The sequence below is a fragment of the Novosphingobium sp. THN1 genome (genome assembly GCF_003454795.1).
Taxonomy (GTDB): Bacteria; Pseudomonadota; Alphaproteobacteria; order Sphingomonadales; family Sphingomonadaceae; genus Novosphingobium.
In genome coordinates this window covers 824830-845138 of the sequence record NZ_CP028348.1, presented here as the reverse complement: position 1 = coordinate 845138, position 20309 = coordinate 824830, and the positions used below count along the sequence as shown (strand labels likewise).

Below are 20309 nucleotides of genomic sequence, written 5' to 3'. Positions count from 1 at the left end.
TCACTCCGGGAAATAGCGGCTGATGGTATCGAGCACGCAGGCAGGCTTCTCCTGTCCCTCGATCTCGACGGTGACGCGCACGACCGACTGGATCGCGCCCTTCACTTCCTCGACCGAAACCACTTCACCCACGCCGCGAATGCGGCTGCCGACCTTGACCGGCGAGAGGAAGCGCAACCGGTCGGCGCCGACGTTCACCGCATGGGCAAAGCCGCGCACCTCGATCAGCTGGGGCAGGAAATAATTGACCAGGCTCATGGTCAGGTAGCCGTGGACGATGGTCCCGCCAAACGGACCGTCCTTCGCCCGCTCGACATCGACGTGGATCCACTGGTGATCGCCGGTCACGTCGGCAAAGCCGTTGACCCGCTCCTGATCGATCAGCAGCCATTCGGTCGGGGGCAACTGCGTGCCTTCCTTGCCGAGCAAATCGGCGGGTTTTTCGAACACCACCGCCACGATCAGGCCCTCTGGCTCGAAACCGGAACGATTTCGCCGGTCATGTATGAGGACAGGTCCGACGCCAGGAACAGCATGACGTTGGCCACTTCCCACACTTCGGCGGGGCGGCCATAGGCTTCGGTCTTGACCAGTTCGGCAAGCCGCTCCTCGGTCGTCACCTTGGCGAGGAACGGATGCATGGCAAGGCTCGGCGCCACGGCATTGATGCGCACGCCATGGTCCGCCGCTTCGAGCGCCGAGCAGCGCGTGAATGCCATCACGCCCGCCTTGGCCGCGGCATAGTGGGCCTGGCCCTTCTGCGCGCGCCAGCCCAGCACCGAGGCGTTGTTGACCATCACGCCCTTCTTCGCCGCATACATCGACGGCAGGAACGCCCGCGTCATGCGGAACAGGCTGGTCAGCGTCACGTCGAGCACGCGGCTCCACTGCTCGTCGGACATGTCGACGACATCGACCTCGCCGCCAAGGCCGGCGTTGTTGATCAGCACGTCGACCTTGCCGAGCTTTTCCAGCGCCGCATCGCGCAAGTCCTGCACTTGCGCCTCGCTGGTCACGTCGCAGACCTGCGTGAACGGACGCTCGCAACCGACCTCTGCCGCGATGCGATCCGCTGCCTCGCCCAGACGCCGTTCGTGAAAGTCGCTGATCAGCAGCCGCGCGCCCTCTTCGGCGGCCCGCTTGGCGACAGCGAACCCGATGCCGGTCCCGGCAGCGGCGGTGACGACCACCGTCTTGCCCTTGAGCATGCCGAGCGGCGCCGGATAGGAAGGAACGGGAACGCTCATGCTTGGCCTCTCGGTTCGCGCGGGAGTCCCAGACCGCGCTCGGCGATCAGGTTGCGCTGGATCTGGTTGGTGCCGCCGTAGATCGTGTCCGAGCGGCTGAAGAGAAACAGGTTGGGCAGCGTCGGCCAGGAATAGTGGTCACCGGAAGCAACTTCCCCGGCCTGCCCGAGCACTTCCATGCCCAGCTCGCCAAGGTTGCGCCGCCATGTCGCCCACTGGATCTTGTAGGTCAGCGCCGCACCGTCGATGGCGGCAAGGTCGGTGCCCGAAAGCATCCGCAGCGCGCCGTAGCGCATCAGGCGAAGGCCGATCTCGGCCCGCGCGATCTTCTGGCGGATCACCGGATCGGCGGCCTTGCCGTTGGCCCTTGCCGCGTCGATCACCGCGTCAAGCTCGTTGCGGAACTGCATCTGCTGGCCGAGCGTGGAAACCCCGCGCTCGAACGCCAGCAGCGCCATCGCCACTTTCCAGCCCTCGCCCGCTGCGCCCAGCATGGCATCGGCGGCACAGCGCGCGTCGGTGAGGAAAGTCTCGTTGAATTCGGCCTCGCCGTTGATCTGGCGGATCGGACGCACCTCGATGCCGGGCTGGTCCATGTCCATCAGCAGGAAAGACAGGCCCTTCGGCCCGGCCGAACCTTCCTCGCTGCGCGCAACGACGAAGATCATGTCCGAATAGTGGGCAAGGCTGGTCCAGACCTTCTGGCCGTTCACCACCCATTCGCCACCCTCAAGCCGCGCCTTGGTCTTGACGTTGGCAAGGTCCGACCCGGCATTGGGTTCGGAATAGCCCTGGCACCAGATCTGCCGCCCCGCCGCGATCTCGGGCAGATACCGTGCCTTCTGCTCCTCGGACCCGAAGGCGAGGATCGTCGGCCCGGCAAGTTCCACGCCGATGTGATTGATACGGTTGGGAGCGCCCGCCCGCGCATATTCCTCGGCGAAGATCACCTGCTGGGCGATGGTCGCATCGCGCCCGCCCCATTTCCTGGGCCAGCCGATGCAGCCCCACCCGGCCTCGCCCAGCCGCTGCTCCCATTCCTTGCGGCGCGGGATTGCATCGCACAAGTTGGGAATACCGCGAATGTCGGCGAATTCCCCGGTCATTTCCGCCTGCAGCCACGCCGCGCACTCGGCGCGGAAGGCCTCGTCGGCGGGGGAGAAGCCGAGCTTCATGCAGCCGCCCCGAGAACCGCCGAGGCGACCTGTTCGCGGTGCCACTGGCCATCGCCGAGCAGCGTCTGGATCGAACGGGCACGCTTGAAGAACAGGTGCGCGTCATGCTCCCAGGTGAAGCCGATGCCGCCGTGCAGCTGGATCATGTTGCCCGCGCACATGAAGTAGGTGTCGGCGCAGAACGCCTTGGCCGAATGCAGCGCCACTTGCGCCTCGTCCGAACCTTCGTCCACCGCGCAGGCCGCCCAGTAGACCGCCGAGCGCGCCTGCTCGATCTCGATCATCATGTCGGCCAGGCGGTGCTTGTAGGCCTGGAACGAGCCGATCTGCCGCCCGAACTGCACGCGCTCCTTGGAATAGGCGACCGTGCGATCAAGCGTCGCCTGCGCTCCGCCCAGCGCCTCGGCGGCAAGGCAGATCCACCCGGCGGCAAGAGCGCCGGCAATCGCCGCGTCGCCATCGGCCAGCTGTTCGCCCTGCGCGCCATCGAGCGTCGCGGTGGCGAAGGGCCGGGTCTGGTCCATCGTCACGTGCGCCTGGACACTCACGCCCGCGCCCTTGAGGTCGACGATCCAAGCCTCACTGCCAGAATGGACCAGCAGGAGGTCAGCCGAAGCGCCGTGCGGCAGGAACGGGAAGGTGCCGGAAATCCGGCCATCGGCAACGCTCAACTTGGGCGCCCAAGCCGCCGTCGCGATCAGTTCGCCCGCAGCGAGCCGCGGCAGCCACTCCGCCTTCTGCGCCTCCGAACCACCACGCGCGATGGCCTGGCCAATCATCACATGCCCCAGCAGCGGCAGCGCCGCCACTTGCGCCCCTGCAGCTTCGGCGACCAGCGCCATTTCGACCATGCCGAGGCCTGCCCCGCCATGCTCTTCGGGCAGGCCGATCCCGGCAAGGCCGAGTTCATTCGCGAACGAGGACCACAGCTCGCGGTCGATCCCGTCAGCCGCCATGGCCTTGCGCGTACGCTCGCTCGTCGCGTTCTCGGCAAAGAACCCGCGCACGGTCTCGGCGATCATCGCCTGTTCGTCGGTGAAGGCAAATTCCATCGTTTCTACTCCGTCCGGGCCTTCAGGCCGTGCCCCATACCTTGCGCGGCGGCACGCGCGCTTCGATCAGCTTGTCGACCACTTCGCCCACCTGCGCAGGCTCCCAGCGCGCCTGTTGATCGACGAACGGCCCTTCGCGCCAACCGTCCTCCAGCATGATCTTGCCCCCTTCGAGTTCGAAGACACACCCGGTAACGTGGGCGCTGTGCGCGCTGCCGAGCCAAACGACGGTCGGCGCGACATTGGCCGGGTCCATCACGTCGAACCCTTCTTCCACCGCCTTCATCTTCTCGGCAAAGGCGCCTTCGGTCATGCGGGTACGGGCCGAAGGGGCCAGCGCATTGGCGGTGATGCCATAGCGGCCAAGCTCTGCCGCCTGGACCAGCGTCAGCGAGGCGATGCCACCCTTGGCAGTCGAATAGGCCGCCTGTGCAATCGAGCCTTGCAGCCCCGCGCCGCTGGAAGTGTTGATGATACGGGCGTCGGGATCGCGGCCGTCCTTCTGCTTGGCCCGCCAGTAGTTCACCGCATGGCGTGCAATGCAGAAATGGCCGCGCAAGTGGACATGCATCGTCGCGTCCCATTCCTCGACCGTGGCCGAGACGAACATGCGATCACGCACGATGCCGGCGTTGTTCACGACCACGTGCAGGTCGCCGAACGCCTCGATCGCGGCATCGACGATGCGCCCCGCCGCGTGCCAGTCGGTGATGTCCTCGTAGTTGGCGATGGCCTTGCCGCCCGCCGCCTTGATTTCTGCAACCACCGCGTCAGCCGCGCTGGTATCCCGGCCTTCACCGCCCAGCGAGGTGCCGATGTCGTTGACCACCACGTTCGCGCCTTCCGCGCCGAAGGCCAGCGCATAGGCGCGGCCGAGGCCACCGGCGGCTCCGGTGATGATGACAGTGCGATTTTCGCAGATGCCCACTTGTATCTCCTGTGAAGTTCTTCAGCCGACCGGCAGCAGCAGGTGCTGCGAAAGGTCGCCGATGTAATCGAGCATGGAATAGTCGCGCGTAGCGAAGCGCCAGATGCCTTCCACGCGCTCAAACGTGTCGTGATAGCGCCCCGACGCGATGGCCTGGAGCGGCAGCTCCGGCGTCTGCTGGAACACTGTGTAGACCGACCGGCAGCTCGCCCTTCCCACCGCCTCGTCGATCTCGACAATCGGGTTGGTGATGACGTGGCGCGTGCGCGGCGTGCCGCAGGGGTGGATGCGCACGAAGGCCTGCCACTGTTCGAGCATGGGCGCCGCGCCCTCGACCACCGTGCCACCGCTGAGGGTGACGCGCGCATGTTCGAACATCGCGGCGACCTCCTCCAGCTTTCCTGCATCCATCAGTTCCGCGTAGCGATAGAGCAGGTTGGTGATGGCGGTTGCGGACCCCATGATGATCAGAGCCGCTCGATGATCGTGACGTTGGCCTGCCCGCCGCCTTCGCACATCGTCTGCAGGCCATAACGGCCGCCGGTGCGCTCCAGCGAATTGAGCAGCGTCGTCATCAGCTTGGCCCCGGTCGATCCGATCGGATGGCCCAGCGCAATCGCGCCGCCCTGAACGTTCACCTTCTCATGCGGGATATCGAGTTCCTTCATCCACGCCATCGGCACGGAGGCGAAGGCCTCGTTGCATTCGAACAGGTCTATGTCGGAAAGCTTCATGCCGGATTTCTGCATGGCATAGCGCGTGGCATTGATCGGCCCGGTCAGCATCCATACCGGATTGTCGGCGCGGACCGACATGTGGTGGATGCGCGCGCGCGGCTTGAGGTTGTGCTCCTTGAGTGCTCGCTCGCTCACGATCAGCAGCGCGGCTGCACAGTCGGAGTTCTGGCTTGCGTTGCCTGCCGTGATCCGCCCGCCCTCGCGCACGGGATTGAGCGAGGCGAGGCCTTCGAGCGTCGTGTTCGGACGGATCGTCTCGTCGCGGTCCAGCCCTTCGAGTGGCAAGATCTCGTTCTTGAACCAGCCCTGCTCGGTGGCATGCTGGGCGCGGCGGTGGCTTTCATAGGCGAAAGCGTCCATTTCCTCGCGGGTGATGGCCCACTTCTCGGCAATCATCTCGGCCGAGCGGATCTGGTTCACTTCTTCGTCGCCATAGCGCGCGTCCCAACCCTTGGCGCCAAGGAAAGGGCTTTCGAAGCCATAGGCGGCGCCTGCGGTCATCGCCGCCATGATCGGAATGCGGTTCATCGCCTGGCTGCCACCAGCCACGACAATGTCCTGCGTCCCGCTCATCACGCCCTGCGCGGCAAAGTGTACCGCCTGCTGCGCGCTGCCGCATTGGCGGTCGATGGTCACGCCCGGCACGTCCTCGGCAAGGCCGGCCACGAGCCAGGCGGTGCGGCCGATGTCGCCCGCCTGCCCGCCGATGGTCTCGGTGCAGCCCCACACCACGTCCTCGACCAGCGCCGGGTCGAAATCGTGCCGCGCCATCAGTTCGCGGATGGGATGCGCGGCAAGGTCGGCCGGGTGGAGGTGGGCAAGACTGCCCTTCTTGCGCCCGACAGGCGCGCGCACGGCGTCGACGATATAGGCTTCAGGCATGTTCTGTCTCGCGGGCAAAGGTCTGGTCGGCGCCAAGCGGCTGGGTGAAGATGCGCGTGGCAACGCGGCTGCGATGGAACGCGGGCGTGCCCCATGCCGCCTTCAGCGCCAGCGCACGCTTGAGGAACAGGTGGACGTCCACTTCCCACGAATAGCCCATCGCACCGTGCACCTGGATCGATGCCCGTGCGGCCTTTTCTGCCGCTTCCAGCGCCACGATCTTGGCCTCGGACACGCGCGCCCGCGAATGGACGTCAGCGTGTCCGATCTCGGCTGCAGCGGCGAGCACCACCGGCCGCGCGAACTCGATGGCGGTCTGCGCACTGGCAAGGTGATGCTTCACCGCCTGGTACGATCCGATCGGCTTGCCGAACTGCATGCGGTCCTTGGCATAGGCGACGGCGAGATCGACCGCCCGCTGCGCCAGCCCCAGCCCCTGCGCTGCTGCGAACAGCGAAGCGCGATCAAGCGCCAGCGTCCAGTCGGCAGGGCCGAGGTCCTCGGCCTTGCTCTCGTCCCATTCGATGCGGAACAGGCGGCGGAACGGATCGATGGTCTCGGCAGGGGTCAGTGACACCTGATCCGGCGTCACCAGATAGGCCCGCCCATCCTGCTCGATCAGGATCGCCGCCGCAACATCGGCATGGGCGACGACCGGATTGATCGCCGGAGCCACCGCGATGATCGCAGCCGGATCAGCCAGCGCCGGGTGTTCGGGCGCAAGGCTTGCCAGCAGCGGCGCACCAACGCCGGCGCTTTCGGCAAGCGGCTCGGGCAGTGCGACATAGCCTGCCTCGATGGCAATCAGCGCAAGGTCCAGCTCGGTCAGCCCCATGCCGCCCGCCGCTTCGGGCAGGAGCAGCAGCGTAAAGCCGTTCCCAGCGATCTGCGCCCAGCGCGCGGCGTCGAAGGCAACGCCCTGCTCCATCATCTTGTGCCAGTGATCCGGCGTGCAGGTATCGCCCAGCAGCGTCCGCGCCGTATCGGCAAACATCTGCTGTTCGTCGTTGAGGGTGAAGTCCATGTGCCCGTCCCTCCTCAGCGCGGCAGGCCGAGCATGCGCTCGGCAATGATGTTGCGCTGGATCTCGTTCGACCCGGCGTAGATCGGCCCAGCCAGCGAGAAGATGTAATCGTCCAGCCACTCGTGCTCGCCTGTGGGCGGCAGCAGTTCCGCCTCGGCCCCGAGGATCGCCAGCGCAGTCTCGTGTAGGTGGATGTCCATCTCCGACCAGAAGATCTTGTTGGTCGAAGCCTCCGGCCCGATCTTCGCGCCCGCCATCAGCCGCGATGCGGTCTGGTAGATGTTGAGCGCATAGGCCTCGGCATTTATGTGCGCCCGCACCACGTCCGCCTCCAGCGCTGGATCGCAACTCTCCTTGCGACTCTGCCACAGCGCTGCAAGAGCCGCGGCGGCTTCCTGAAACCGCGCCGGGCTGCGCAGCATCAAGCCGCGCTCGAACCCTGCGGTCGCCATGCAGATGTGCCAGCCCTGCCCCTCGTCGCCGAGGCGGTTGAAGGCAGGCACGCGCACGTTGTCGAGGAAGATCTCGGCAAAGCCGACGTGCCCGTTGATCTTGCGGATCGGATTGCGGGTCACGCCTTCCTGATCGAGCCGGAAAAAGATCAGGCTCATCCCCTTGTGGCGCTCGCTGCCCGGTTCACGGAACAGGCCGAAGGCCCAGTCGGCAAAGGCTGCGCGGCTCGACCAGATCTTGTGGCCGTTGAGCACGTATTCATCGCCCTCACGGACGGCTGTGGCGCGCACCCCGGCAAGGTCGGACCCCGCCTGCGGTTCGGACCATGCCTGCGCCCAGATTTCCTCGCCGCTCGCCATCGGCGGCAGGAAGCGCTGCTTCTGCTCGTGCGTGCCGAACTCCATCAGGGTTGGGCCGAGCAGGAAGATGCCGTTCTGGTTGACGCGGCCCGGAGCCCCGGCGCGGTAATACTCTTCCTCGAAGATCAGCCACTGGATCAGGTCGAGCCCGCGCCCGCCGTATTCCCTGGGCCAGGTCACCATGCCCCAGTCGCCGCTCTTGAGCGTCGCTTCCCACTGACGGTGCGCCTCGAAGCCCTCGCGCGTCGCGTCATAGTGCTCGAGCGGCGCCGTGGGCACGTGCGCTTCCAGCCACGCGCGGACTTCGGCGCGGAAAGCCTGCTGTTCGGGAGTATAGGTCAGGTCCATAGTCAGAACTTCGCCGCCTTGCCGGTTTCGACAAAGGCATCGCGCGCGCGCTGGCTGTCCTCGTGCATGTACATTTCCAGCGTGAAGCCCTGCTCCCAGCGATACCCGCGATCCACGTCGCGCGCCTCGAGGCCGTTGAGCGCTTCCTTGGCGATGACCAGCGCCTTGCGGCTCTTCGATGCGATCACGCTGCAAAAGGCGTGGGCCTCTGCCACCAGATCGGCACGCGGCACCACCTTCTCCACCGCGCCCAAGCGATAGGCCTCCTGCGCCGGGATGTTGCCGCCGGTGAAGAACGCCGCGCGCACCTTGTGCAGCGGCAGCATGCGCGACATGTGGCTCGCCCCGCCCATCGCGCCGCGATCGACCTCCGGCAGCGAGAAGAAGGCATCGTCCGCCGCGATGATCACGTCGCTTGCCCCGCAGATGCCGATGCCACCGCCGATCACGAACTTGTGCGCGGCCACCACCACCGGGATTTCCGCCTCGTGAATCGCCTTGAAGGTCAGGAAATTGCCGCGATTGAGCACGGTGATGCGTTCCGGGTGGGCCTGCATCTCCTTGATGTCGACGCCGCCGCAGAACCCGCGTGAGTCTTCCGCCGCGCGGATCAGCACGACATTGGCTTCGGGATCAGCCGCGGCCTTCTTGACGATGGCCGGAAGCGACATCCACGTCTCGCTGTCGAACGCGTTGACCGGCGGCACGTCGAACACGATCTCGGCGATGCGGTCCTTGACGGTAAGCGTGATCGGCATTGTTCTTCCCCTCAGGCCGCGCTGGCCGCAGCGGCGTTTGCACCGGGCACGCCAAGCGCAACCAGGCGCTGCTCGGCTTCGGCCATGATGCGTGTCACTAGTTCCTGGCAGGTTGGTATCTCGGATATGCGGCCACCGACCACGCCGGTCGCCATCACGCCGTTCTCGATGTCGCCATCGACCACGGCCTTCTGGATCAGCATCGGCATCGTCGCGGCCATCATTGCCTGCTTCAGGGGCACGTCGCCGTGACCGGTCATGCCCTTGGCCGCCTTGATGAAGTGCAGCCACGAAGCCCTAGTCTGGCGCTTCATTGCCGCGCCGGCCTCGAACGCGCGCAACCACATGGCCAATGAGCCAGACTTCTCGATGCGGTCCATCAGCCGCGTGCGCACCATGCGCTGCGGGATGCCGTCGAGCTTGGTTGTCACGATGATCTGGTCGGTTCCGGCCTTGAGATAGGCCGCCTTGGCGCTGTCGGGCACCGGGCTTTCCTGCGTCAGCAGGAAGCGCGTGCCCATCGCGATGCCGACCGCGCCATAGGCCAGCGCCGCCACCAGCCCGCGCCCATCGGCAAAGCCACCGCTGGCAATCACCGGCACCGTCACCGTATCGAGCACTTGCGGCAGCAGGATCGTCGTCGGCACCGAGCCGGTATGCCCGCCGCCCTCGCCGCCCTGAACGCTGATCATGTCGACGCCCAGCTCTTCCATCTTCCTGGCGTGCTTCACCGCGCCCACGGTGGGAATGCACAGGATGCCGGCGTCTTTGAACCGCCCGATCATCCTGGCATTGGGCCCGCGCCCGAAGCTGACCGCACGCACCTGCTCGGCATTGGCAAGGATCAGCTCGACGATCTGCTCCGCCCCGGGCTGGAACGAGTGAAAGTTCACCCCGAACGGCTTGTCAGTACCCTTGCGCACGGCAAGGATCTTGCTCCGGCATTCATCGGGCGTCATCACCGCCGCGCCAAGGAAGCCGAAGGCCCCTGCATTGCAGCTGCCGATGACAAGGCTCGGCTCTGCCACCCAGCCCATCGCGGTCTGGATGATCGGAGCCGTGCAGCCAAGGCGCTCGGTCAGGACGGTGTGAAGCGCGCTTGCCATCAGCCTTCGCCCGCGTCCTTCTTATTCGCCGCCGCGGCGGAAGTCCCGCTCACGCCCGCAATCGAATTGCCGGTGACGATGTCGTTCTGCGCATGGGCGAAGTGGTGCATGTGATAGACTGCGTCCATCGCCGCCCGCTTGCCGCGCAGTTCCTCGACGTGGTTGACCGATTGCTTGGTCAGCCAGTTGCCAAGACGGCCCTGCTTGGCGAGCTTGTTCGCCCAGGCCGCTGTCGCCTCGCGCAGTTCGGCGCGGGGCACCACCTTGTTGACCATACCGAAGCTGTAGGCGCGTGCGGCGGGCATCCGCTCGCCCAGCAACAGGAATTCCTTGGCCACGCGCGGCGGCAGTTCATAGGCATGGGCGAAGTATTCGACGCCGGGAATGCCCATCAGCGGATTGACCGGGTCCTGGAAGAACGCATCTTCCGAAGCGACGATGAGGTCGCACACCCAAGCCAGCATCAGCCCGCCCGCCACGCAGGCGCCCTGCACCATGGCGATGGTCGGCTTGGAGATGTCGCGCCAGCGGCGGCACATGCCCAGGTACTGCTCCTGCTCGCGGGTATAGAGCAGTTCGGCACCCGGCTTGTTGGTGTGCGGTGGGAACATCAGCCGCTTGTCGAACTCGTGGTGCAGGTCGCGCCCCGGCGTGCCGATGTCGTGGCCTGCCGAGAAGTGCTTGCCCTCGCCCGCCAGCACGATGGCGCGGACGTTGTCGTCCTGCACCGCGCGGTTGAAGGCATCGTCGAGCGCATAGGTCATCTGCCCGTTCTGGGCATTGTTGAACTGCGGCCGGTTCATCGTGATCCAGGCCACGCTATCGATCACTTCGTAACGGACGGGCTCTTCCGTCTCGTAGACGATGTCGACTTGCTTCGGCTCGACGAGGTCGGTCATGGTGTCATCTCCCTCAGGCAGCGGCGCGAATGGCGGGCGGGTTGTCCTTGAGCACCGAGGCGCGGACGTTGTGCGGATCGAGGCTGGCAATCACCGCCAGTTCCTCGGCCGTCGGCAGACGCGTCGTTTCGACGTTATCGGCCTGGCACAGCTCGAACCCGGTTGCCGCCTGCACTTCCTCGAAGGTCACGCCCGGATGAAGCGAGATCACGCGGATCGCGTAGTCGGGCCCGCCGAAGTCCATCACGCACAGGTTGGTGACGATCCGGCGCAGGTTCACGCCCGAGAAGTTGCCACCAGCCACGCGCTTGGCCGGATTGTATCCGACGCCCGAGATCATATCGACCTGAGGCACGAACACGCGCGGCCCATGCGCCGGGAAGAAGAACGAATTGGGGTGGTAGATCGTGTTGCCAGGAAAGCCGCGCACACCCAGCATCTGGGTCTTGGGCTTGTCGTAGGTCCCACCCATGTAGGACAGGTTGATCTGGCCGAAACGGTCAAGCTGCGTCGGCGTGACCATGGCATGACGCCGGCCCGACCACACCGCGCTGTCGAAGAAGCGCGAGAACGGCAGGTAGCCCGCCGGCTTGCGGTCGTCGTACTTGCGCGGGCCCAGCGGCACCGGCTGCTCGACCAGATAGGCCTCGCCGTCGGTCATCATCAGTTCGGGCGTGTGGGTCAGCTTGGCGAGGCCAGCCGCCACGCGCGGCACAGGGCCGACGCCGGTCGCCACGATTTCGCCATTGCCCCGGAACGCTTCCGAACAGGCGACGATGCACAGGTCTACAAGAGTGATGTCGCTCATCAGAAAATCGGCAGCGAGAGAGCCGCTACCGCCTCCTTTCCGCCAATGGATTCAAGATATTCGGCTTCCGAAGCGCCGACGAAGCGGCCTGCCACCGCCGACCAGTCGCCAGGATCGCGGGCGGCATCGGCGTAGGCTTTGAACGCCTTCATGTCCCAGCCATAGTGCGGGGGCATCGAGCTTGGATGCGCGCCGCAGGGCATTTCGACCACGCCCGACACGAAGCAGCGCTCGAACAGGTTGTCCTGCGCGCCTTCGGGGTAATGGTCCTCCATGCGGTCGACCAGTTCCTCGCAAGAGACGTAGGTCTTTGCCGCCGCCTTGGCGAACCACTCGTCGTAATAGACGTCGGCGCCGAACACCTGCACGTTGCCGCGCCAGTCGCTACGGTTCACATGGATCAGCGCTGCATCAAGCTTGAGCGCGGGCATCGCGATCAGCGTCTCGCCATCATCATAGGGCGACTGCACGGTCTTGAGCCCGCCCAGTTCGGCCAGATCGGTGCCCAGGCCGACCCGCGTCGGCAGGAACGGCAGGCCGAATGCGGCGGCCTTGAGGCCCCACTGGAACATGCCTTCGTCCAGCTCCAGCACCTGCAGCGCGCCGCTCTCGCGGGCTTTGCGGAACCACGGCTCCAGCGGGATCGCATCGAGGCTGACGAACGCGAAGACCAGCTTCCTGACTTTGCCCGCCGCGCAGAGCATGCCGACATCGGCGCCGCCATAGGCGACCACGGTGAGGTCCTTGAGGTCGGAGCGCATGATCTCGCGCACCAGCGCCATCGGCTTGCGCCGTGGGCCCCAGCCGCCGATGCCGATGGTCATGCCATCGGAAAGCTGCGCGACGATCTCCGCCGCGGTCATCCGTTTATCGAGGCTCACGCCTTTGCTCCCTGCTCGTCAAGCGCCTTCTGCCATGCCCAGACATGGCCCCATTCGCTGGGGATCAGGTGCGCGGTCGGTGTCCAGTTCGTGGGGTCAATCACCAGCGGATCGGCCCCGATCTCAATGTCGAAGCCCGACGGCGTCTGCATGTAGAAGCCGAAGGTCTGGTCGTTGACGTGGCGTCCGATCGAAGCGCTCTCGGGCACCTTGTTGAGGCGCATCCGGTCATGGCACTTGCCCACGTCGCTCTGCGTCTTCATCTCCAGCATCAGGTGGATGCAGGCCGAAGGCGGCACCGGCATCTCGGCAATGGCGACCGAGTGGTGTCGGCCATTGTCGGCATGCATGAAGGCAAAGCCCATACCCGGATCGTTGGGATCGTCGGAGAAGCGGAAGCGCGGGATGTCGGTGTCGCGGAAGCCGATGGCCTTGTAGAAGGCGTGCGCCTCGTCAAAGTTCGGCGTCGCAAACACGGCGTGCCCCATGCCCATGTCTCCGGTCACGAAGCCGCTCACGCCCACCGGCGAAACGAACGCCACGTCGTCGCGGACATCGCCGTGGAAGAACTCGAGGCCGTTGCCCGAAGGATCGCTCGTCGCAAAGAACGCCGCCACGCCGCGCGCCTTTGCTGCATCCGCATCGCCATCGACAATCTCGCGCCCCAGCCCGGCAATCGTCTCGCGCAGCGCGGCCAACTCCGCCGCATCGCCGACCTCGTAGGCTGCTGCAACAAGCCGGTCGCTCTCGCCACGTTCAACCCAGAAGCGGAACGGGCGGTCGTCGATCCGGTAGGCCGCCACGCCATCGCGCGGAGAATCCGCCCGCATCGTGCCGACCACCTGAGTCATGAAGTGGTCCCAGGCCTCCGCCCTGGCGGTTTCGATCCTGACATAGCCTAAAGCCTTTATGCCCATGGCCGTTTATCCTTTCACGAGGTCGAGGAAGTAGGGCCGCTCACCCCCGCCATCGACATTGATGCGTGCGCCGCTCACCCACGAGGCAAGGCTGGAGCTCAGCCACAGCACGGCACCGGCGATGTCTTTGCCGGTGCCCATGCGCTGCAGCGGCAGTGACTTGGCGACAGCGGCCTGCGCCGCCTCATCGCCATAGGTTTCCTCCGAAGTCTCGGTCTGCATAAGGCCGACGATGATCGCGTTCACGCGCACCCCGTCAGGGCCCCATTCCTGCGCAAGGCTCTGCGTCAGGCTCAGCAACCCGGCCTTGGCCGCGCCATAGGCCGCCGTCATGGGGAGGGCCGTATGCCCGATACGCTGGCGATGTTGACGATGCTGCCAGCCCCGGCCTTCGCCATGTGGGCATAGGCATATTGCGACATGTACATCGCCGAATGCAGGTTCAGCTTCACGATGGAGTCGAAGAAGCGCGGGCTCGCCGTGGCGGGGGCTTGCGGTGAACCACCGGCGTTATTGACGAGGATGTCCAGCCGCCCATGGCGTTCCACCACGCCATCGACCAGTGCCTGCGCCTGTTCGGGATCGCGGATGTCAGCCGCCCGGAACGTCAGGCCTTCGGGCAGATCGTCAGGCTCGGTTCGGCCGCACACTGTCACCGCAGCCCCGGCGCGCAGCAGGGCTTGCGCAATCTGCCGCCCCAGCCCGCGTGTGCCCCGGTGACGATCGCCACCTGGCCGCCCAAGTCAATGTGATCAGTGCCCTGCACCGCGGCTGCTCTCCCATCCCATGCCGCAGGTGCCGAAAGTTGCACCGCAGCAGATTCGAAATCGCCAATATCCAAAGGCGATTGCCTTTTCAATTGACGATTTGCGTATCCAATGCAATCTTAAATTACGAATGCGGCCCAGATTGACGCGAATAACGTCAAGCGGGCGTTCAAATGACAGCCACAGGCAGCGGACACTCCAGATCCGCGCACGGGCATGGGAGCGGAAGGCCGGAATGACAGGATATTCGCAGTATCGACCTTTGCCGATTACGCAGGTCGAAAAGTGGGATTTCGAGACTGACGTCGCCGTGATCGGCTTCGGCGCAACCGGGGCTTGCGCCGCGATCGAGGCCCGCGTTGCGGGTGCAGAGGTCCTGCTGTTCGAACGCAGTTCCGGCAGCGGCGGTGCCTCGGCGCTCTCCGGCGGCGAGATTTACGTTGGCGGCGGCACCGATGCACAGAAGGCCGCGGGATTTGACGATACGGTCGAGGATTTCACCGCCTATCTCAAACTGGCCGGCGGCCCCTGCGTCGATGAGGCCAAGTGCGAGATCTATGGCCGCGAGGCGCTGGCCCATTACCAGTGGCTCAAGGATCAGGGCGTGCCCTACCGCGGCAACTACCTGCCCGGCAAGGTGATCGAGCCGACCGACGATTCCACCCTGATCTGGTCGGGCAGCGAAGCCGCCGCGCCTTTTTACAAGAGCGCCAAGCCCGCCCCGCGCGGCCACGTCATCCAGCACATGGGCTGGGGCGGCGGGCGTCCGCTGGTCGACATCCTCGAGACACGCGCCCGCGATCTCGGCACCGAGATCCACGTCGATGCCCGCGCCGTCGCGCTCATCGTCGACGACACCCGCGTGGCGGGCGCGGTCGTGCGCATCGACAACAAGGATCGCTTCGTCCGCGCCCACAAGGGCGTCGTCCTTGCCACCGGCGGCTTCGTCTTCAACGAGGCAATGCGCCGCAAATACTGCCCCGAGAGCTTCCGCGTGAACAGCCCGATCGGCGACAAGGACGATGGCATCGGCATCGAACTCGGCGTCTCGGTCGGCGGCGATGCGATTCACATGGATCAGTTCTTCACCACCTGCCCATGGACCATTCCGGCCGAACAGGCCCACGGCGTCTTCGTCAACGTCGCCGGGCAGCGCTTCATCAACGAGGACTGCTACCACGGCCGCGTGAGCCGCTGCGCCGTCGACCAGCCGGGCGGCAAGGTCTACCTCTTGCTCGACAGCGCCCACTTCACCCAACCGCTCGACCTCGCCGGCATCACCATCGCAGGCACTGGCGAGACGTGGGAGGAGGTCGAAGCCGAACTCGAAATGCCCGCAGGCACGCTTTCGGCCACGATGCACTTCTACAACGAACGCGCCCGCAACGGCCGCGATCCCCTGTTCTACAAGCAGGCTCCGATCCTCACACCCCTCGACCAGTCGCCGTTCGTCGCGCTCGAGTGCAATTTCCAGACAAGCTACTTCAGCTTCTTTACCTTGGGCGGCCTCAAGACTTCGACAGACGGTGAAGTGCTCGGCCGCTCCGGCGCGCCGATCCCCGGACTCTACGCCGCAGGGCGCTGCACCTCGGGCCTGCCGGCATGGGGCCACGGCTATTCCTCTGGCCTGAGCCTTGCCGACTGCACCTTCTTCGGGCGTCAAGCCGGGCGCCGCGCCGCAAGAGGCTAGGTAGGCAAGCGCTTCGGGAAACTTCGCCCAAGCGCTTCCCTTCCGCGCAGATTTCTATAAGTCAGCACTTACATTTCCAAGGAAGCGTACAATGCTCAAAAAGGTCACCCTCAACAACACCGACCTCACCGTCAGCCGCCTGTGCTATGGCACGAACATGCTCGGGTGGATGCTCGACCAAGGTAAATCGAATGCGATTCTCGATGCATTCGCAGGCCTTGGCGGCAACTTCATCGACACCGCCCGCTCGTATGGGGACTGGATGCCGGACGCGCCCATCGGCGCGAGCGAGCGTGCGGTCGGCGCATGGCTCAAGACACAGAAGCGCCAGGATTTCGTCATCGCCACGAAGGGCGGCTTCTTCGACATGCGCGTGGGCGACTACCGCAACCGCGTGACGCCGGAAGACATTGCGGCCGATCTGATGCAGAGCCTCGACCACCTCGGCGTCGACACGATCGACCTCTATTTCCTGCACATGGACAACCCGGAAAGCCCGGTCGAACCGATCATCGATGCGCTGATCGCCCATCGCGAGGCAGGCCGCATCCGCCACTTCGCCGCCTCCAACTGGGCCGCTGACCGCATCACCGCTGCCAACGCCTATGCCGCGTCCATCGGCAAGGAAGGTTTCGTTGCCTCGGAGACGTTCTGGGGCCTCGCCGTGCCCGATGCCGTCGCAGCCGCGCAGCAAGGCTACCAGCATTACTACGAAGGCGAGTACGAAGGCCTTCACGCCGCCGGGCTGCCCATCATTGCCTATGCCGCGCAATCGGGCGGGTACTTCACCAAGCTCGCTTCCGGCTCGGTCAGCGAGCAGCTCGCCGCGCGCTACGCCAACCCCGCAAACGAGCGCCGACTCGCTGTGGCGCAATCGCTCGCGGCCAGGCACGGCGTCTCGATCAACGAGATCGCGTTGTCCTACTTGCTGAGCCAGCCCAACCAGACGGTCGCCATCTTCGGCGGCTCGTCGCCCGAGCAGATTGCAGACAGCGCCAAGGCCGATGCCCTGACCCTGTCGGCAGAGGAGCTGACCGCTCTGCGCGAAGCCTGACTTACGCCATCACCGCGCGCGCGCTGTCCACGGCGCGTCGCGCGCGCATTGCAGTAGTCTCGGTGCCAACGGCATGATTGCGCGGGATCTCGACGCTCACCGGGCACTCTTCCGGCAGCGCCCGCAAAAACCCCGCCACGTCAAAGTCCCCTTCGCCGCAGAGCATGCGCTCCGACGAAGCCTCTAACTCGGCATCGTCGAGCGCTGTTGCCGGTCCATCCGCAACCTGCCCGTAAAGCACATATCCTGGCGGAGCAGCTCGCAGTTCGGCCAGCGATCCACCTGACCGCATCAGATGCAGCAGGTCAACATTGACGCCGACCCTGCCCGGCCTCCCGATCTGCGTGACCAAATCCAGCGCCGCCGCGAGCGAGCCGACCTGGCTCGGTGGGTAGAACTCCACCGCGACGTTCAGACCGAAACTGCCAGCCAGATCGCAGAACTCTCCGAATTTTGCCAGGCGTCGCGTGGGATCGCGGTCATATAGAAGGGCATTGATCAGCCCGGCCCCCAGTTCAGCCGCGCATTCCATCGCCGGGACGAAGCCGGCGATCTCAGTCCTGCCGGTCAGCGTGAACGGATAGGCCAGATCAAGCGCGACGCCGAGATCGTCCATCACTCTGCGTAGTTCGACTCGAGCGGCGCCATCTGCATAGAGCTCAAACTTGGGCATCAATGGCAAAACGTCCATCGGTTCCATGAACAGGCACATGCCATCGCAGCCCGCGGCGCGCGCAGCCTGCGCAAGTTGGACCGGCGACGTATCGATGACCGTGATATGATCGAGCGCAAGATGCATCATGCCTAGCGCTTAGCTTCGATCGCACAGGCTTGCCACTACTCTGTCATGCGCAAACGTTATTCATACACTCACGTGACCGGCATCATGCGGAGCCTTGCGTGTAAAACCATGCGCATTTCAGTGTTAGTGCATACTCACAAAGGTTGCGGTCTGGCTGGACCCTTGATAGGATCTGGCCAAACACACTGCCTCGTCAGGCAAGACGGCGCAGCTTCCACGAGAGGATGGGCCGTAATGGCAACCACTGCACCCGAATCTGCCACATCCGTTATCTCCGATGGCGCCCTGTCGATGGGCCACCTTGCCCTGCATTACGGCACCCCGGAAGACGGCCCGCTCGCCGCGCGCCTGTTACAGATCGCAGGGCTGAAGGAAACGCAGGTTCTCCCGCTTCCCGGCGGTAACTTCTACCGCTTCGTCGTCTCGGGGAATCACTTCGCGCGCGGCGATGGCATCGTCTATCTTTCGTGTCTTCCTGAGCCCCAGCAGCAGCTGATCGCCGCCATCCACGCCGCCCTTCGCGTCGGCACCAATAACGAACACGATGCGGTAAAAGCTTACCGCGCGATGATGGCACAGGATTTCGAGGCGAGCTTCCACTTCGGCTTTCTCGTGGAATCACTTGAAGAACTGGAGAACATGGTTCTGACCCTGCAGGATCTGAACGCGAACGATCCTTCCTTCAGGGGCCGCCTGAACATCGGCATGAACCGCGCCCGCCGTGGCGACGATGCCGTCGACGCTCGTCTGGATGCGTCACCGGTCTTCGGCAAGGCCACGCGCTACGCCTATGGCGCAGCCGGGGTACAGGTCTTCGTCGAGACCGACCTGATGTGCGCAGGCCAGCTCGGCGAAAACATGTACCTCGAATTCGACTACGTTTTCCCCGACAAGCAGAGCCACATCCTGTCGGTGGTAGAACTCTGATCCTGCCAGCCGAGAGGTCAGGCGGCGGCAGGTTCCGCCGCCACCTCCCATTGCAGCCGCAGTGCGGTAAAGCCCATCACCGACCCGCCGAAGACAGAACCTGCAGGCTGTTCGTTCGCCAGCGAAAATTCCGGAATCCGCCGCAGCCACTGCTGCAGCGAAACCATCACCTCGCGCTTGGCCAGCACCGATCCGATGCAGCGGTGCGGCCCAACGCCGAACGTCAGGTGCACGTTCACTTCGCGGTCGAGGTCGATCACTTGCGGCGCCTTGAACACGCGCGGATCACGGTTGGCCACAGTGTTGGGCAGGACCACGCGGTCATTGCGGCGAAACTGCAACCCACGATATTCGCAATCGTGCGTCACGCGGCGAAACAGGTTCGAAACCGCGTTGATCCGCATCAGCTCCTCGATTCCGCGCAGGAAACCATCGGGATCGTCCAGCCGGTCGCGAAAGTGTTTCTGCGCTGCCGGCGTCGTGGCCAGATAGCGCCAGATATAGGCCATGGTGTTGGTCACTGTATCCAGTCCGGCCACGAACAGAAGGAACCCGCAGTTGAGGATATCCTCCCAGTTGTGCTGCGCGCCGTTCTCGTCCTGCGCCATCACGATCTGCGTGGCGATGTCGTTGCCCGGATTTCGCTCCTTCTCGCGGAACAGTTGGTCAAGCACGGCATAGATCTCACCAATGTTCAGCGCCCGCGCGGCCGGATCGGTGCTGCGGAAGAACGTGTTGGCGAGTGCCAGAAATTCGTCCAGCCGCTCTTCGGGCAGACCAAACAGGTAGAGGAATGTTCCGGTCGGATAACGCTCCGCAAAGTCCGAGATGAAGTCGCAAGCGCCCCGCTCGGCAAAGCCGTCGATCAGCACCGCTGCGCGCCGCTCCAGCTCGTCGATCATCCCCCGCACTGCCGTCGGCGTGAACATTGGGGCGAGCAGGCGGCGGAACACGTTGTGCGCCGGCGGATCGACACCCTGCGGCTGAACTACCGGGAACGGCTCGATCGGCGGAACCGGGGTCTGGTAGGTCGAAAAGATCGAGTGGTCGCGATAGGCCTCAACGATATCCTCGTAGCGCAGGAACACCCAATGCCCGCCGTTGTGCGGGGTGTAGAAAATGTCCGGCACGCCGCGCCGAACCAGATCGTGCCAGATTTCGGCAGGGTCGGAAACGCCCTCGGGAATGTGGAACATGTCGAAGTCGACCATGCGCGCTGCCGGCACGTGATCGGGCGGCGAAGGCTGGAACAGCAGGGTCATGCTGCACCTTCCGCAGCAGCGGACTTCGCAACACGCAGCGCGCCTTCGGGGCAATTGCGCACGGCAAGGCGCGCCTTGTCCTCCAACGCGGCAGGCACTGTCTCCACCAAGATTACCACCTTGCCCTCCACGGCATCGGTTGCGAAAACCTCGGGGCACAGATCCTCGCAGCGAGCATGGCCCTGGCAGAGTGAATGGTTGGCTATGACTCGCATCGAGCGGTCTCCTCTCCC

At 65.0% G+C, this 20309-nt stretch carries 21 protein-coding genes and 1 pseudogene; 3 read left to right on the top strand and 19 right to left on the bottom strand.

Annotated features, from left to right (window positions below):
* The 16 genes and pseudogenes from C7W88_RS20850 to C7W88_RS20775 form a co-directional block, all read right to left on the bottom strand.
* Positions 1-462: a MaoC family dehydratase gene (locus C7W88_RS20850; protein WP_118075987.1), complete on the bottom strand. Its 462-nt coding sequence runs from the start codon at positions 460-462 to the stop codon at positions 1-3.
* Positions 462-1247: an SDR family oxidoreductase gene (locus C7W88_RS20845; protein ID WP_118075396.1), complete on the bottom strand. Its 786-nt coding sequence runs from the start codon at positions 1245-1247 to the stop codon at positions 462-464. Before C7W88_RS20845 ends, C7W88_RS20850 begins: the two co-directional genes overlap by 1 nt.
* Positions 1244-2422, bottom strand: coding sequence for an acyl-CoA dehydrogenase family protein (locus C7W88_RS20840; protein WP_118075395.1), 1179 nt, complete (start codon positions 2420-2422; stop codon positions 1244-1246). Before C7W88_RS20840 ends, C7W88_RS20845 begins: the two co-directional genes overlap by 4 nt.
* On the bottom strand, positions 2419-3474 hold the full coding sequence (locus C7W88_RS20835) for an acyl-CoA dehydrogenase family protein (RefSeq protein ID WP_118075394.1): 1056 nt from the start codon (positions 3472-3474) through the stop codon (positions 2419-2421). Before C7W88_RS20835 ends, C7W88_RS20840 begins: the two co-directional genes overlap by 4 nt.
* 22 nt (positions 3475-3496) lie before the next feature.
* Positions 3497-4402: an SDR family oxidoreductase gene (locus tag C7W88_RS20830; RefSeq protein ID WP_118075393.1), complete on the bottom strand. Its 906-nt coding sequence runs from the start codon at positions 4400-4402 to the stop codon at positions 3497-3499.
* A gap of 21 nt (positions 4403-4423) precedes the next feature.
* Positions 4424-4864: a nuclear transport factor 2 family protein gene (locus tag C7W88_RS20825; protein WP_205525325.1), complete on the bottom strand. Its 441-nt coding sequence runs from the start codon at positions 4862-4864 to the stop codon at positions 4424-4426.
* Between the two features lie 5 nt (positions 4865-4869).
* Complete coding sequence (locus C7W88_RS20820; RefSeq protein ID WP_118075392.1) at positions 4870-6021, bottom strand: acetyl-CoA C-acetyltransferase; 1152 nt, start codon at positions 6019-6021, stop codon at positions 4870-4872.
* Positions 6014-7045, bottom strand: coding sequence for an acyl-CoA dehydrogenase family protein (locus tag C7W88_RS20815; RefSeq protein WP_118075391.1), 1032 nt, complete (start codon positions 7043-7045; stop codon positions 6014-6016). Before C7W88_RS20815 ends, C7W88_RS20820 begins: the two co-directional genes overlap by 8 nt.
* 14 nt (positions 7046-7059) lie before the next feature.
* Positions 7060-8205 carry an acyl-CoA dehydrogenase gene (locus C7W88_RS20810; protein WP_118075390.1) on the bottom strand — a complete coding sequence of 382 codons (1146 nt, stop codon included), beginning with the start codon at positions 8203-8205 and terminating at the stop codon, positions 7060-7062.
* 2 nt (positions 8206-8207) lie between these two features.
* Positions 8208-8963, bottom strand: coding sequence for an enoyl-CoA hydratase family protein (locus C7W88_RS20805; RefSeq protein ID WP_039334517.1), 756 nt, complete (start codon positions 8961-8963; stop codon positions 8208-8210).
* An 11-nt stretch (positions 8964-8974) separates the two neighbouring features.
* Positions 8975-10069 (bottom strand): nitronate monooxygenase family protein, encoded by a 1095-nt coding sequence (locus C7W88_RS20800; RefSeq protein ID WP_118075389.1) that lies wholly within the window; start codon positions 10067-10069, stop codon positions 8975-8977.
* Positions 10069-10968: an enoyl-CoA hydratase gene (locus C7W88_RS20795; RefSeq protein ID WP_118075388.1), complete on the bottom strand. Its 900-nt coding sequence runs from the start codon at positions 10966-10968 to the stop codon at positions 10069-10071. Before C7W88_RS20795 ends, C7W88_RS20800 begins: the two co-directional genes overlap by 1 nt.
* Before the next feature lie 13 nt (positions 10969-10981).
* The gene (locus tag C7W88_RS20790; protein ID WP_118075387.1) at positions 10982-11776 is read right to left on the bottom strand and encodes a CoA-transferase subunit beta; all 795 of its coding nucleotides are present in this window, start codon (positions 11774-11776) and stop codon (positions 10982-10984) included.
* Complete coding sequence (locus tag C7W88_RS20785) at positions 11776-12639, bottom strand: CoA transferase subunit A (RefSeq protein WP_118075386.1); 864 nt, start codon at positions 12637-12639, stop codon at positions 11776-11778. The genes C7W88_RS20790 and C7W88_RS20785 overlap by 1 nt, the downstream gene beginning before the upstream one ends.
* 14 nt (positions 12640-12653) lie before the next feature.
* Positions 12654-13508 carry a VOC family protein gene (locus C7W88_RS20780; protein WP_240344999.1) on the bottom strand — a complete coding sequence of 285 codons (855 nt, stop codon included), beginning with the start codon at positions 13506-13508 and terminating at the stop codon, positions 12654-12656.
* A gap of 72 nt (positions 13509-13580) precedes the next feature.
* A pseudogene (locus C7W88_RS20775) lies at positions 13581-14340 on the bottom strand (SDR family oxidoreductase).
* Between the two features lie 236 nt (positions 14341-14576).
* Between C7W88_RS20775 and C7W88_RS20770 the strand changes: the two are divergent.
* A complete protein-coding gene (locus tag C7W88_RS20770; RefSeq protein WP_118075384.1) occupies positions 14577-16031 on the top strand; it encodes an FAD-dependent oxidoreductase in 1455 nt (484 codons plus the stop codon).
* Between the two features lie 91 nt (positions 16032-16122).
* Positions 16123-17085 carry an aldo/keto reductase gene (locus C7W88_RS20765; protein WP_118075383.1) on the top strand — a complete coding sequence of 321 codons (963 nt, stop codon included), beginning with the start codon at positions 16123-16125 and terminating at the stop codon, positions 17083-17085.
* Position 17086: 1 nt separating this feature from the next.
* Here C7W88_RS20765 and C7W88_RS20760 read toward each other — a convergent pair whose 3' ends face one another.
* Positions 17087-17785: a sugar phosphate isomerase/epimerase gene (locus tag C7W88_RS20760; protein WP_240344998.1), complete on the bottom strand. Its 699-nt coding sequence runs from the start codon at positions 17783-17785 to the stop codon at positions 17087-17089.
* Positions 17786-18178: 393 nt separating this feature from the next.
* Here C7W88_RS20760 and C7W88_RS20755 point away from each other — a divergent pair, with 393 nt between their 5' ends.
* The gene (locus C7W88_RS20755) at positions 18179-18814 is read left to right on the top strand and encodes a hypothetical protein (RefSeq protein WP_240344997.1); all 636 of its coding nucleotides are present in this window, start codon (positions 18179-18181) and stop codon (positions 18812-18814) included.
* 17 nt (positions 18815-18831) lie between these two features.
* Here C7W88_RS20755 and C7W88_RS20750 read toward each other — a convergent pair whose 3' ends face one another.
* Both C7W88_RS20750 and C7W88_RS20745 read right to left on the bottom strand, forming a co-directional pair.
* Entirely contained in the window at positions 18832-20076 is a 1245-nt protein-coding gene (locus C7W88_RS20750) for a cytochrome P450 (RefSeq protein ID WP_118075381.1), read from the bottom strand.
* On the bottom strand, positions 20073-20291 hold the full coding sequence (locus C7W88_RS20745) for a ferredoxin (protein ID WP_118075380.1): 219 nt from the start codon (positions 20289-20291) through the stop codon (positions 20073-20075). Before C7W88_RS20745 ends, C7W88_RS20750 begins: the two co-directional genes overlap by 4 nt.
* Positions 20292-20309: the final 18 nt, after the last annotated feature.